Origin of the sequence: Moorella mulderi DSM 14980 (assembly GCF_001594015.1) — a bacterium.
In the GTDB taxonomy this organism is placed as follows: Bacteria; Bacillota; DSM-521; order Neomoorellales; family Neomoorellaceae; genus Neomoorella; species Neomoorella mulderi.
In genome coordinates, this window is record NZ_LTBC01000001.1 from 191,457 (window position 1) to 204,730 (window position 13,274).

Annotated in this window: 15 protein-coding genes; all 15 read right to left on the minus strand. The window is 54.1% G+C overall.

What is annotated here, in order from left to right; translation table 11 throughout:
• Positions 1-140: 140 nt before the first annotated feature.
• Positions 141-725, minus strand: coding sequence for an indolepyruvate oxidoreductase subunit beta (locus MOMUL_RS00925; RefSeq protein WP_062280361.1), 585 nt, complete (start codon positions 723-725; stop codon positions 141-143).
• Entirely contained in the window at positions 718-2,514 is a 1,797-nt protein-coding gene (iorA, locus tag MOMUL_RS00930; RefSeq protein WP_062280364.1) for an indolepyruvate ferredoxin oxidoreductase subunit alpha, read from the minus strand. Before iorA ends, MOMUL_RS00925 begins: the two co-directional genes overlap by 8 nt.
• Positions 2,515-2,628: 114 nt before the next feature.
• Positions 2,629-2,799 (minus strand): type II toxin-antitoxin system PemK/MazF family toxin, encoded by a 171-nt coding sequence (locus MOMUL_RS17745; RefSeq protein WP_407937679.1) that lies wholly within the window; start codon positions 2,797-2,799, stop codon positions 2,629-2,631.
• On the minus strand, positions 2,784-3,017 hold the full coding sequence (locus MOMUL_RS00935; protein WP_062280366.1) for a ribbon-helix-helix domain-containing protein: 234 nt from the start codon (positions 3,015-3,017) through the stop codon (positions 2,784-2,786). Before MOMUL_RS00935 ends, MOMUL_RS17745 begins: the two co-directional genes overlap by 16 nt.
• A gap of 136 nt (positions 3,018-3,153) precedes the next feature.
• On the minus strand, positions 3,154-4,452 hold the full coding sequence (locus tag MOMUL_RS00940; RefSeq protein WP_062280369.1) for a phenylacetate--CoA ligase family protein: 1,299 nt from the start codon (positions 4,450-4,452) through the stop codon (positions 3,154-3,156).
• Positions 4,430-5,944 (minus strand): sodium:solute symporter family transporter, encoded by a 1,515-nt coding sequence (locus MOMUL_RS00945; protein ID WP_062280371.1) that lies wholly within the window; start codon positions 5,942-5,944, stop codon positions 4,430-4,432. Before MOMUL_RS00945 ends, MOMUL_RS00940 begins: the two co-directional genes overlap by 23 nt.
• A gap of 96 nt (positions 5,945-6,040) precedes the next feature.
• Complete coding sequence (locus tag MOMUL_RS00950; RefSeq protein ID WP_201786440.1) at positions 6,041-6,820, minus strand: DNA-methyltransferase; 780 nt, start codon at positions 6,818-6,820, stop codon at positions 6,041-6,043.
• 57 nt (positions 6,821-6,877) lie between these two features.
• Positions 6,878-7,360 (minus strand): hypothetical protein, encoded by a 483-nt coding sequence (locus tag MOMUL_RS00955; RefSeq protein WP_062280376.1) that lies wholly within the window; start codon positions 7,358-7,360, stop codon positions 6,878-6,880.
• A gap of 80 nt (positions 7,361-7,440) precedes the next feature.
• Entirely contained in the window at positions 7,441-9,144 is a 1,704-nt protein-coding gene (ptsP, locus tag MOMUL_RS00960) for a phosphoenolpyruvate--protein phosphotransferase (protein WP_062280379.1), read from the minus strand.
• 37 nt (positions 9,145-9,181) lie between these two features.
• Complete coding sequence (locus MOMUL_RS00965; RefSeq protein WP_062280382.1) at positions 9,182-9,451, minus strand: HPr family phosphocarrier protein; 270 nt, start codon at positions 9,449-9,451, stop codon at positions 9,182-9,184.
• Between the two features lie 25 nt (positions 9,452-9,476).
• Positions 9,477-10,589, minus strand: a complete 1,113-nt coding sequence (locus MOMUL_RS00970; RefSeq protein WP_062280385.1) for a uroporphyrinogen decarboxylase family protein — start codon at positions 10,587-10,589, stop codon at positions 9,477-9,479.
• A complete protein-coding gene (locus MOMUL_RS00975; protein WP_062280391.1) occupies positions 10,586-10,996 on the minus strand; it encodes a PTS sugar transporter subunit IIA in 411 nt (136 codons plus the stop codon). The genes MOMUL_RS00970 and MOMUL_RS00975 overlap by 4 nt, the downstream gene beginning before the upstream one ends.
• Before the next feature lie 71 nt (positions 10,997-11,067).
• On the minus strand, positions 11,068-11,901 hold the full coding sequence (locus tag MOMUL_RS00980) for a PTS system mannose/fructose/sorbose family transporter subunit IID (protein ID WP_062280394.1): 834 nt from the start codon (positions 11,899-11,901) through the stop codon (positions 11,068-11,070).
• A gap of 2 nt (positions 11,902-11,903) precedes the next feature.
• Entirely contained in the window at positions 11,904-12,671 is a 768-nt protein-coding gene (locus tag MOMUL_RS00985; RefSeq protein ID WP_062280397.1) for a PTS mannose/fructose/sorbose/N-acetylgalactosamine transporter subunit IIC, read from the minus strand.
• Positions 12,672-12,684: 13 nt separating this feature from the next.
• Positions 12,685-13,176: a PTS sugar transporter subunit IIB gene (locus MOMUL_RS00990; protein WP_062280400.1), complete on the minus strand. Its 492-nt coding sequence runs from the start codon at positions 13,174-13,176 to the stop codon at positions 12,685-12,687.
• Positions 13,177-13,274 lie beyond the last annotated feature (98 nt).

Consider the following 13,274-nt stretch of genomic DNA (forward strand, 5'->3'; position numbering starts at 1 on the left):
GGCAGTCCGCCAGGTGGAAATGCCAGGAAATACTCTTGCAAGCATTATACCTTGCCGGCTTATCCGGGGCAAGAGTGCCTCCTGCATCTAAAACTAAAGGTCATATCCCCAGGAATAGCCTGGAAGATATGACCTTTTTGTTACCCGTTCTGCTCCCACCCAAGATTAAATGCCTTTTTATTAACCTCCAAAAACCGATCCGGCACCGAGGCGGCCAGGGCTTCTTCCCAGGCCTCCCGGCTGATAGGCAGGCGCCTGGCCAGGGCTCCCATGAGGACCATATTGACGGCCTTGACGTTTCCAGCCCGGCGGGCCAGATCCAGGGCGTCGATGACCAGCATATTTTTAACCAGCTTTTCCATCTCAGCTACCAGGTTATCCGGGTAAACCGCCGCCCCGGTAAGAACAGGTAGCGGCGGGAGTTCTTGATTATTCACGATGAGCTGCCCCCCGTCCTTCAGGTAATAGAGCCAGCGCCGGGCCTCCAGCTTTTCAAAGGCCACCAGGAAGTCAGCCGTACCGGGAGCCATCACGGGAGAATATACCCTGGGGCCGAAACGGACCTGGGTCACTACGCTGCCGCCCCTCTGGGCCATGCCGTGGATGTCGGAAACCTTGACCTCGCCTCCCAGGGAGGCGGCCGCCCGGGACAGGACGCGGCCGGCAAGGATCGTCCCCTGGCCGCCGACGCCGACCAGCAGGACATTAACAACGCCATTATTCATTACCTTCACCTGCTTTCCTGATAGCCTCCGCCGGGCAAACCTGGATGCAGAGGCCACAGCCGTTGCACTGGATTGGGTCAATGACGGCCTGCTCTCCGTTGAAGGATAGGGCCGGACAGCCCAGTTCCAGGCAGTAACGGCAGCCCAGGCAGTTTTCCTTATCTACTAAATAGACTGCTTCTTTCTCCTTATGCAAAAGGGCGCAGGGACGGCGGGCGATAATTACCGAAGGTCCGGCTGCCGCCGTTTCTTCACGGATAGCCCTTTCCACCGCCTCCAGGTCGTAGCTATCGACCACCTGCACCCGCTGCACCCCCAGGGCCCGGGCGATTTGCTCCAGATCGGCCTTGGGAGCATGCCGGTGGGCGGCGGTATAACCGGTACCGGGGTGATCCTGGTGCCCCGTCATGGCCGTGGTGCCATTGTCTAAAATAATCAAGGTACCGTTGCTGCCGTTATAAACCATGTCCAGGAGGCCGGTCATGCCTGAGTGCAGGAAGGTGGAATCACCGATAACACCCACCACCCGGCGGGCAAACTCCGGGCCCCGGGCCTTCTCCATGCCCATGGCCACACCCAGGCTGGCCCCCATGCAGATACAGGTATCCATAGCCTGCAGGGGCGGGGTGGCCCCCAGGGTATAGCAGCCGATATCTCCGGCCACTACCAGCTGGAGCTTTTTCAGGACGTAAAAGACGCCGCGGTGGGGACAGCCGGGGCACATGAGGGGCGGGCGGCCGGGAAGTTCTGCAGCTGCCGTCGCCGCCGCTTCCGGGGCTCTTGCTGCCGGGGCCAGTGCCGGCGAAACGAGTTCCGGAGCGAAAGCTGCTACCCGGGATCCTACAGTGCGGGCGACAATAACGCTGCTCAGTTCATCTACCCGTGGTACCAGTTCCTTTCCAGTTACGGCCAGGCCCAAAGCGCGGATTTGATCTTCAAGGAAGGGTTCCAGCTCTTCCACTACATAACAGGTGTCAACAGCATTGACAAAATCGCGGATCAATTTCTCCGGCAGGGGATAGGTTAACCCCAGCTTCAGCACCGAAACCCCTGGCAGGGCTTCCTTAACGTACTGGTAGGCAACACCGCTACTAATAACACCTACGCGCCGGTCAGCCCATTCCACCCGGTTCAGGGGTGTAGTTTCCGCATAGGCCGCCAGTTTGAGACGCCTTTCTTCCACCACCCGGTGGCGAACCTTGCCAAAGGCCGGCAGCATGACGTATTTAGCGGGCTGTTTAACATAATCCTTCAGCGGCACTTCCCGCCGCTCGCCCAGTTCCACCAGGCTGTAGGAATGGGCAATGCGCGTGGTCAGGCGCAAGATTACCGGGGTATCAAATTCCTCGCTTAAACTAAAAGCCAGCATGGCCATATCCTTAACTTCCTGGCTGTCGGCAGGCTCCAGGCAGGGTATCTGGGCCATACGGGCGTAAAAGCGGTTGTCCTGTTCGTTCTGGGAGCTAAAAAGACCCGGGTCGTCGGCCGACACCAGGACCAGGCCGGCATTGACGCCGGTGTAGGCCAGGGTCATCAGGGGATCGGCGGCCACATTGACGCCCACGTGTTTCATGGCTGCCAGGGATCTGGCACCGCCAATAGCCGCGCCGATGGCTACCTCCAGGGCCACCTTCTCGTTGGGCGCCCATTCAGCGTATACTTCCGGGTACCCGGCCAGGGCTTCGATTATTTCCGTGCTCGGCGTCCCCGGGTAGGCGGCGGCTACCCGGACGCCTGCTTCCCAGGCGCCCCGGGCCAGGGCATGGTTACCAATCAACAGTTCCCGCACACTTTCACCTCTCCCACACTTCAGGCCCGTTGTAATCCGGGCCAGGGCTTTCATTCACTTTATATTTCGATACCCAGGGCGAAGCATATAGCTACACCAGCTTCAGCCATTTTATCAGCTGAAAGTGTGAGGTATATCCCGGATATTTGACGTTACAGGTGCAATGGTTACATCGTTAAGAAAAGAAATGGCTGAATTGCGGGTTAAAATTAAAACAGGCCGCCTTTTATCCGGCGGCTTAAATGAATACCACCTTACCTCCCCACGATTCACAGGTTCTCCCACTCCTGTTCAGCTTCCCAGATATCAAATTCACCTGCTTCAACAGGTTTTTTAGCATACCCTTCGCGGTGCTTGCGTTCCAACAATGAGATTTTTTGCTGTTTAAGGGCGAGTTGCAGGGCGTGGCGAATAAACGCCGACCGTGTTATACCAAGCTGCTGCGTAACCCGGTCTACCTCTACTAACATAGGTTCATCAATTGTAATCTGGATAGTACGCATGGAGTCGCCACCCCTAACTTTATGTGGAATCTATTCAACATCATAATACATATTAATAATATAGGCGTCAATAAGGCATGTGAAAATACTCAAATTGACGCCTTAATTAACGAGGTGGCGATAAGGAACCATTAGCTTACTTCGGCCGCAGGTCTACCACCCGCCGTGCCTTGCCCTCGCTCCGGGGAATGCTGTGGGGCTCCACCAGGCGCACCCGGGCTTTGAGTTGCAGCACTGTATGCAGGCGGTCGACCACCTTTTCTTCCAGTGCCTCCAGCTGGCGGTAGCGGTCGCTGAAAAACTCCGGGTCTACTTCCACCTGGATTTCCAGTTCATCCAGGTAGTTGCGCCGGCTGACGATAAGCTGGTAGTAGGGGGCTACCCCCTCGATTTCCATGAGGACGCTCTCCACCTGGGAGGGAAAAACGTTGACCCCCCGGATAATGAGCATATCATCAGTCCGGCCGGTAATTTTGGCCAGGCGCGCCGTGGTACGGCCGCAGCGGCAGGGTTCAAAATTTAAAGAGGAAATGTCCCGGGTGCGGTAACGCAGCACCGGCAGTGCTTCCTTGGTCAGGGTAGTAATAACCACCTCGCCCTTGACCCCCGGCGGGCAGGGTTCCCCGGTAACCGGGTCAAGGACCTCCACCAGGAAGTGGTCTTCGGCCACGTGCTGGCCGTCCTGGTACTCGCACTCGCCGGAGACGCCCGGGCCCATGACTTCCGACAGGCCGTAATTATCCGTGGCCAGCATTCCCCAGCGCCGCTCGATTTCCCGGAGCATCTCCCGGCTGGAGGCCTCGCCGCCAAACAGGCCCAGGCGCACGGGCAATTCGCGCGGGTCCACACCTTCTTCTTCCGCCACCTCGGCCAGGTGCAGGACGTAAGACGGCGTCCCCACCAGGACGGTGGTGCCAAAGTCCCGCATTAACATAATATGCCGTTTGGAGTTGCCGGCTGAAGCCGGTACCACCGTGGCTCCTACCCGTTCCAGGCCGTAGTGCAGGCCAAAACCGCCGGTGAAAAGGCCGTAGCCGAAGACTACCTGGACGACATCGTCAGCAGTGACGCCGGCGAGAGTCACCATCCGTGCCACTAGGTCCGTCCAGGTTTCCAGGTCGCGGCGGGTATAGCCCACGACAATGGGCTTCCCGGTAGTACCGGAAGAAGCATGGAGGCGGACCACTTCCTTCAGGGGCACGGCAAAGAGGCCATACGGGTAATTCTGGCGAAAATCTTCCTTGGTGGTCATGGGCAGCAGGCGGACATCCGCCAGGGTACGGATATCCGATGGCCGGATACCTTTGGCATCCATAGCCTGGCGGTAAAAAGGCACCCGCTCGTAGACCCTGGCTACCGTTTCCTGGAGCCGGGCCAGCTGCAAAGCCTCGATATCCGCCCGGGAACGACACTCATTTGCCAAATCCCAGATCATCAGTCACCAATCCTTTAGTTGTTGCCGTACTCACCCTGCCGGGGCCAAAAACCCTGGCTAAATGCTCCCGGGAAAAGGCCGGGGTCACAAGGCTCACCAGGGGTACCACTCCCAGGGGAATAATCATGGCCAGGGAGCCAATGGTGGGGATAACGCTGCCGTCAAGGTGGTAGTAGAAAGCTAACCCCAGGGAAATAATAAGCCCGCTCAAAAGTCCCGCCCAGGCCCCGGCTTTGGTGGTGCGGGGCCAGTACAAACCGTACAGGTAGGGTGCCAGGAAGGCCCCGGCTACCGTACCCCAGGACAGGGACATGAGGACTAGGATAATGGTGGGCTTTAAGGCTATGTACACTGACAGTCCGATAAAGAAGGCGCATAAGAAACGCAGTAAAGCCATGACCGTTCGCCGTGAAACGTGAGGCACTGACCCCTGGACCAGGTCAATGGCCACTGCCGAACTGGAGACCAGCACCAGGGAAGCCAGGGTGGACATGGAAGCCGCCAGCACCAGCAAGAGCAGGAGCAAACCTACCCAGGACGGAAGGTACTGGTTGATAATCTGGGGCATAATCAGGTCCGGGTTGGGCTGGCCGTTCAAGAGAGGCATCTGGTTGTTGAAAAAGAGGCGGCCAAAGGCACCCGTGAAATAGGCACCGGTGGCGATAATCAGGGCAAACAGGGTCGAGACCACCGTGGCCGGCCAGATAGAACGCTCATCCTTAATGGCATAGAACTTCTGCACCATCTGGGGCAGGCCCCAGGGTCCCAGGCTGGTGAGAATCACCAGGGATAAAAGGGCAAACCAGTTAGGTCCCACCGGGGAAACCAGCCGGGGATTTATGGCTGCCAGGCGGCTGATGCCGGTGACCAGGCCGCCTATTGGTGGCGCGGTAATAACATAATAAATTAGAATAAAGACGCCGCCGATCATAATCAAGCCCTGGATGAAATCCGTCAGGGTGACGGCGATATAACCACCCAGGACAAGGTAGACGGCCGTCAGGGCGGCCATAATGATAAGGGCGGTGGCAAAGTCAATCTGGAAGACCTGTTCAAAGAGGTAGCTCAAACCCATATATACTGAGGCGGAATAGGGAACCAGGAAAATAAAGATTAACAGCGCCCCTACCGTTCGCAGAGCCGGGCTGTCATAACGCGCTGCCAGGAACTCGGGCATGGTCATAGCATTCAGGCGCACCGTCATTTCCCGGGTCGGCCGCGCCAGCACCTTCCAGGCCAGGAAACAACCGATAAAAGCGTTGCCGATAACGATCCATAAATCCGAAAGGCCGAAACCCCAGCCCACCTTGCCGGCGTAGCCAATAAAAATAACGGCGGAGAAGTAGGTCGTCCCGTAGGCAAAGGCCGATATCCAGGGGCCCACGGTCCGGTTACCCAGGAAAAAACCGCCGACATCCCGCGATTTCTTCAAGCTGTAAAAACCGATAACGATAAGTACTGCAAAATATAAGCCCAAAATAAAAAACTTCATCCTGCCTTCCCCCCGTCCTGCCGTGAAGTTTAATGCCTTTACATATTCCACAACAAAGGCCAGAATCCTGCCGGGCCAGTAAAGTTTCTTACGATTTTACGCAGATGGCAAAGTTAATTGCAAAGGTTGCTGGAACCTCCTCATTATACCTTCGATGTATTTGGGGTTAATCTCGATCATAATGAAATTCCGGTTGAGGGCCTTAGCTACGTATCCCGTGGTCCCCACCCCGGCCATGGGGTCCAGGACGACGTCACCTTCCCTGGTCGAAGTAAGGATGATTCTCCGCAGCAGTTCAATTGGTTTTTGGGTTGAATGTAATTTCTTCCCATTCCCATCTTTCAATCTCTCCGGTCCGTTACATATTGGTAGAACCCAGATATTGGCAGCAACTTTACCTATCCCAAATTCTCTAGCCAGTTCTTTATTAAAGGTATATTTTTTGGCCCTCCTGTCTTTGACTGCCCAGATTAGCGTCTCCGTGGCATTGGTAAATCTTACTCCCAGCCAGTTCGGCATAGGGTTGGTCTTGGCCCAGATAACATCGTTGAGGATCCAGTACCCCATGTCCTGCATAATCTTACCGATCCGGAAAATACTATGGTAAGTAGCAATTACCCAAATGGTAGCCTGGGGCTTCATTACCCTCTTTACTTCAGTAAGAATCCGGCAGATGAATTCATCATATTCTTCGAAAGACCCAAACTTATCCCAGTCATCATCAACACCTTCAACGACCGTGTTTACCGTCCATCTTCTTAGCTCCTTTTTAGGCAGCTGGAGAAAATATGGAGGATCCAGAAAGACTGTATCCACCGCCTCTGCCGGTATTTTCTTCAGCACCTCCAGGGCATTACCCAAAATAACCCTGTTCATAATCTCTGACAAGGGATAATTCGCTGCTTCCGGTCTATCGATGAGCACCATCCTTGATTACCATCCTGCATTGGCTTTTAGCATCTCAATTTCAATATGCTGGCGACCAAATTCTCCTGCTAAAACATTTAAACGCCTCTCCATTTTTTGATGTTGAGTTGTATTTTCGGCACGCAGGTTTGCTATCTCTTCTTTTACCGACGCCATTTCCACCTTAAGCTCAGCTACATCTGCTTTTACCACCGCCATCTCCGTTTTCAACTCGGCTACATCTGCTTTTACGGCTGCCATCTCCGCCTTTAACTCGGCTACATCTGCCTTGAGCGATACTATTTCACCCTGAACTGCGCCCACTTCCTGTCTCAAATCCCTGACGGCATTAGCGGCCCATTGCATTTTTTCATTAAGACAATCAACACCTTTCTCCAGCGCTGACAAGCGCCTTTCAAAGGCCTCTTCAAAAGCCTTTTGTCCTTCCAGGTTGGCTTTAACCATCGCCTGGATATTTTCCAGCATCAAAAGGACTTTTTGTTCCTCCACTGTTACCCCTCCCATAAAATCTTATCATGGCAGCTAAAGCCAGGCAAGAAAAAATGCACCCTGTCCTGGGTGCGAAGATATTATTTGCTTAATGCTACCCGTACCTCCCCGGGACCTGGTAGTTCGAGCAGCCTCCGCACCAGTTCCCTGGCCTCGTGGTAAGCAATCTTATTTACAGCCTCTTTCATTGGTGGTATAAAAACAGGGCTCATGCTTATTTCATCCAGTCCCAGGCCAACCAGCAGGGGGGCGGCATCAACCTCGCTGCCCAGTTCGCCGCACAAACCCACCCATTTGCCGTAACGGTGGGCCGCCTTAACGGTGACATCTATCAACCGCAGCACGGCAGGGTGACAGGCATCGTACATCCCGGCCACCCTTTCATTACCCCGGTCTACCGCCAAGGTATACTGGGCCAGGTCGTTGGTGCCAATGCTAAAAAAGTCTACTTCCCGGGCCAGGACGTCCGCCATCAGGGCGGCTGCCGGAACCTCGATCATAATGCCTGTTTCTACGTGGCTAACAGTTAACCCGTTGGCCTCCAGTTCCATCCGGGCTTCTGCCATTATCTTTTTAGCCTGTCGTATCTCCTCCAGGGTGGTCACCATGGGGAACATAATCTTCAGGTTGCCATAACTGGCAGCCCGGAGGAGGGCCTTCAACTGGGTCTTGAAAAGTTCTTGCCGGGCCAGACAAAGCCGCAACCCCCTTAAGCCCAGGAAGGGATTTTCTTCGTGGCCGGGGTTAAGATAGGGCAAGGGCTTATCGCCGCCAACATCCAGGGTGCGGACCACGACTGGTTTCCCCTGAAAGGCGGCCACTACCTCTTTGTATGCTTGCAATTGTTCTTCTTCTCCAGGCGGTTCCTCCCGGTTCATAAAGAGAAATTCGGTACGAAATAATCCCACGCCCCCGGCACCATGCTCCAGGGCCATTTTTACTTCCGCAGCGTTCCTGATATTGGCCGCCACTTCAATGTGCCGGCCATCCCTCGTCCTGGCCGGCCCGGCATATTTGCTATCGCGCCGGCCTGCTTCCAGTACCGCCTTTTTCTTTTTATATTCCTCTAATAGCTCGCTGCCGGGGTTTAAGTAAACCACCCCGGCACTACCGTCGATAATGGCCAGTTCACCGTCTCTGGCCTGGTTCATTAGCCCCTGAACACCCAGGACGGCAGGTATCCCCAGGGCCCGGGCCATAATTGCCGTATGACTGGTAGGTCCTCCTATCTCTGTGGCAATCCCGGCTACAGTATTCCGGGAAAAATTAGCCGTGAGGGAAGGAGTAAGTTCCCTGGCTACGACGATTGAACCTGCTTTCAGCTCCAGGGCCCGGCGTGACCCCACCGCAAGATTGTCCAGAAGCCTGGCGGCCACATCCCTGATGTCCGCAGCCCTTTCCCGGAACAGGTCGTCGTCCAGGACGGCAAAGCTGCTGGCTATGGCTTCGGCTATTTCCTCTACCGCCCGGGCGGCCTTTTTTTTCTCAACCTTAATTTTTTCCTTTACGCTGGCAATAAAAGTGGGATCGGTAAGCATCAGGATGTGGGCGTTGAAAATGCCGGCCTCTGCCTCACCGATTTCTTGCCTTGTTCTGTTCGCCAGCTCTTCCAGGTCTCTTTTGGCCCGGCCAATGGCTTCCTCCAGCCGCGCCAGCTCGGCCTTGACTTCCTCCGAACCATTTAAGAACTGGTTATTGTGGCTTTCTTCTTGCCCGGGTTTTAGTTCTAGCAGGTACACCGGCCCAATACCTATTCCCGGCGCAGCGGCAATTCCTTTCAGCATACAGCCATCTCCTTTTAAGCATTAAGCAGTTACCCCGCTAGCTTGCTTCGCCCAGGCCTGCCTGCACCAGTTCCACCAGGGTAACCAGAGCCTGGTCGGCATCTTCCCCTTCGGCGCGGATAACCAGTTCGGTACCACATTTGGCTCCCAGTCCCATAACCGCTAGGATGCTTTTACCGTTTGCCTCTTTACCGTCACGCTGCAAGATAATGTCTGCTGTAAAGCCATTCGCCGCCTGGACGAATACTGCTGCCGGTCTGGCGTGTAAGCCGGAAGGGTTCTTAAGGATAACCCTTGCCTCTGGCATAAAGTCATCTCCCTGTTCACGGTTTTTAATATTTCCCCAGTTCTGCTGCCGCCCGGTACATAGCCATAATGCTTTCCGGGGCTACGTCCGGCCCGATATGGTTGGCGGGTGCCAGGATATAGCCGCCGCCGGGAGCCAGCTCCTGCAAGCGTTTTTTAACTTCTTCTACTGCCGCCTCCGGGCCGGCAGGCAGGGCCTGCTGGATGTCAATACCGCCTATAAAAGCAATATCCTTGCCAAATTCCTGTTTAACGGCCGCCAGGTCCATGCCTACACCCGGTTGTAAGGGGTGCAGCACTTCAATGCCGGCTTCAATATAACCGGGTATGAAAGGAGTAATAAAACCGTCGCTATGGGCCAGGACATAAGTACCGGGCGACTTGCTTTTTACTAAATCCACCAGCTTCCTGTACCAGGGCTGGAAGTATTTTTTAAACAGGTCCGGGGAAATAATCGGGCCGGCCTGGGAGCCGTAATCGTCACCAGGCAGTTCCAGGATATCAATATATCCCCCTACTTCATCCAGGTATACTTCCATTAAACTATAAATCGTATTGCCGATGTGATCAACCAGGCACCGGGCCAGGGCTTCATCCAGCAACATGTCAACCATGAACTGTTCGGTGCCGCGTAATTGCCCTGCTTGCTCGAGGAAGCCATAAGAACAAACCGAACGGGCCACTACCGCCAGTCCGGCCTCCTGGTAGGCCCGCGCCCGTTTCCCGGTCCCGGGAGCAGGCCGGTAATCGCGGGGATCAGGCCAGGGATAGTTTTCAATATCTTTAATTGTAGCTCCGGCCAGGGTCGGCTGGGCATGGGAAAACCCGTTTACCTTTTCTAAAGTAAGCCCCCAGCCGTTCACGGCTCTAGTACCATTCAGGCGTACCAGATCAGGTGTTGGTTGATAAACATAACGAAAATCTATCCCCAGGGCGGCCTGTACCCTTTCGTCCAGGTAGTTACCTGTCTTAAACCCATCCTGGCGAAACGGCGGCCAGTCACTGGGTAAATCTAGATATTCAAGGAGCCTACGGTAAGCTTGATCATGGATATTGTAAGCGCTACCGCCCAAAGCCAGAGGTACCCGGTCGGGTTCTTCGTGTTTTAAGGCTTTAATAACCCTTTCCCTGCTGTTCATACAGCTGCACTCCCCATATCTTCCGGCTTCATGGTAGAGATCCCTTCGCGGCCCCAGTCCTGAACCCGGTCAACTAAACTCGCCAATGTTGCCCCTTTGCGATGGATAAATAATTCCAGCAACATCGGCAGGTTAACACCGGTTACCACGGCCCTGTTGCTCGAAGTAACCATCTCCAGGGCTATATTAGCCGGGCTACCCCCGGCGACATCCACCAGAAGTAAAACCCCGTCACCTTGATCCAGCGCCGTAGCCAGTTCCCGGGCCTTTTCCCGAAAGGCATCAATCTGGTCGCCTGGATTTAAGGCCAGGGCCCGGACCTGTTCCTGGGGACCTAAAAGCATTGTTACTACATCCAGTACAGCCTCGCCGAGTTTCCCATGAGTCAATAATAATATGCCAACCAAAATATAATCCTCCCAGTTGAAGTCGGGTTGGTGGGGCCTGGAGTTTGCCTCCAAGCCCCAGGTAAGATAAGTTAAAAGATTTTCAGTAAAGAACCAACGAAACCTACCACGATGGTAAAGCCAAGTAACTTCATAATCGACCAGTTGCGGAATTGATGCAGGTACCACACCAGGCCTACCCACAAAAGGGGTAAAAACTTGGGCATCATGCCGTCTAAGATGGATTGCAGGGTAGTCGCCTTTTGCTGTAAAGTCCACTGGATAGGAGTGGAAAGGGAAACAAAGGTAGCACTTAAAGCTCCTACTACAACGAGGCCTAAAATATTAAGGCTCCGGGTCACCCGCTCAATAGTCTGGGGAGTCAAAAATTCCGAATCTAACACATCTACTCCCAGGCGATAACCTAAATTGATTCCGGTAGACATCATATACCAGGTCAGGGCAATCCAGGCGATGGCATAGATTACAGGTCCCAAGATATTGCCCTGCAAGGCCATGCTCATGGCAAAACTTAACAGAATGGCATTTACAGCGCTGGCCCAGAGGGAATCCCCGATAGCTGCAAAAGGTCCCATAAGACCACTTTTAATAGCATTAATGGTTTCATCGGCTATTTCCTCTCCGGCAGCCTTCTGGCGTTCGATGGCTGCTATGGCGCCAATAATAGGACTGCCGATGGTCATCTCGGTATTGAAGAAAACCATGTGCCTTTTCAGCGCCGCACCAAGTTCCTCTCTACCTGGATAAAGCTTTTTTAGAACCGGCAGCAGGCTCCACGCAAAGGCAATATGCTGCATGCGTTCCCAGTTAAAGGCCGAAGTATTGAAGAAAAGCCATCGTAAAGTAACTGCCCGGAGGTCCTTCTTCGTTATTTCAGGTACCGCTTTGGCCGGTTGTTCCTGCATTTTTATGCCTCCTTCTGGCTGGTTTCGCTGGTATAAATCAAGTTAATCAGGGCCAGCGCAACCCCTGCCACCGATACAGGTAAAATAGGTAGTTTCAAAGCAGCCACGGCCAGGAAACCCAGGAGGAAAAAGGCCATATACCGGTTGTCTTTATTTAACATTTTGAGCAGGACGGCCATACCCAGGGCAGGGAGCATACCACCGATAACGGTTAAGGCTTTAGTCAGCCAGGCCGGGATGAAGGCTACCAGGTTATTGGCAATTGGTGCTCCGAAGTAGATAACCAGGAAGGCCGGTACAAAGCGCAGAATAAAAGCTAAAATCTGGGGGGCACCCATTAGCATAAAAGTAAGGCCGGGAATATTAGCCTTTTCAGCATACCGGTCGGCAGCATGGGCAAAAAATACCCCCACCGTGGCAAAGAGCTGCCAGGTAAAGGTGCCTACCAGTCCCAGGGGTACGGCCAGGGTAACGGCAACCTCCGGTGACACTTTAGTTAACATTGCTAAAGCCGTGCCGACATAGCCGGCAAAATTCAGATCAGCCGCCATTGCCCCGCCGGGAGTAACAGCACCAATATACAAGGCATTAATAGTAGCACCAATCATCATACCGGTAGGCAGGTCCCCTAAAATTAATCCAACTATGGTACCGGCAATCAGGGGACGCCCAAAAACATACCAGCCTATAGGCTGACCTCCCAGCCAGGGGGTGGCAATCCATCCCAGGTAGCCGGCAAAGGCAATAGCTGCCGCCTGCCATAATTCCATCTTTAACCCTCCCTCATACCTTTACTACCTTTTCCCACGTAAAACGAGTATCGCCCGGAACAGTCTGAAAATACACTTCATAACCTGTAGCTTTAATTTCTTTTAGCGCCGCCAGGCCGCTGGCATCCAGGTAAACGTTAGGAGTAATTTTCGTCCTCTCCGGCGTCTTGCCGGCATTGCCCATATTAATCTCCGGAGGAAACACGTTATTGTTATCCACCCTGGCAATAAGCCTCCGGGCTACCTCCGGCGTCTTGACAATGAGCATGACCCGGCTGGTCTCATCACTCCGGGCTAAAGCCTGGCTGGCTGCTTCTACATCATAGACACTTACCGGTATTCCCGGCGGCGCCGCCATTTTTAAAACTTTAGTCAGCACAGGGTTACGAGCACTGGCATCATCGACAACCATAATACTTTTGGCTTTAACATGACCTACCCAGGCCGTAACCACCTGGCCATGAATCAAGCGTTCATCGATCCGGAATAAAACTACCGCACTCAAGCCTTCTCAACACCTCCTTTCCCTTGTATCTCGAGCAGTCCTTTTCTCCTTTCTCTCACCTCCGTAAAGAAATTTTAATCAACGTAACAATTCCTTAA

Excerpts from the sequence above, each read along its gene's own strand:
- MOMUL_RS00925 (WP_062280361.1), bottom strand. The coding sequence starts at position 725 with ATGAATAATGGCGTTGTTAATGTCCTGCTGGTCGGCGTCGGCGGCCAG.
- MOMUL_RS00935 (WP_062280366.1), bottom strand. The coding sequence starts at position 3,017 with ATGCGTACTATCCAGATTACAATTGATGAACCTATGTTAGTAGAGGTA.
- MOMUL_RS00940 (WP_062280369.1), bottom strand. The coding sequence starts at position 4,452 with ATGATCTGGGATTTGGCAAATGAGTGTCGTTCCCGGGCGGATATCGAG.
- MOMUL_RS00945 (WP_062280371.1), bottom strand. The coding sequence starts at position 5,944 with ATGAAGTTTTTTATTTTGGGCTTATATTTTGCAGTACTTATCGTTATC.
- MOMUL_RS00950 (WP_201786440.1), bottom strand. The coding sequence starts at position 6,820 with ATGAACAGGGTTATTTTGGGTAATGCCCTGGAGGTGCTGAAGAAAATA.
- ptsP (WP_062280379.1), bottom strand. The coding sequence starts at position 9,144 with ATGCTGAAAGGAATTGCCGCTGCGCCGGGAATAGGTATTGGGCCGGTG.
- MOMUL_RS00965 (WP_062280382.1), bottom strand. The coding sequence starts at position 9,451 with ATGCCAGAGGCAAGGGTTATCCTTAAGAACCCTTCCGGCTTACACGCC.
- MOMUL_RS00970 (WP_062280385.1), bottom strand. The coding sequence starts at position 10,589 with ATGAACAGCAGGGAAAGGGTTATTAAAGCCTTAAAACACGAAGAACCC.
- MOMUL_RS00980 (WP_062280394.1), bottom strand. The coding sequence starts at position 11,901 with ATGCAGGAACAACCGGCCAAAGCGGTACCTGAAATAACGAAGAAGGAC.
- MOMUL_RS00985 (WP_062280397.1), bottom strand. The coding sequence starts at position 12,671 with ATGGAATTATGGCAGGCGGCAGCTATTGCCTTTGCCGGCTACCTGGGA.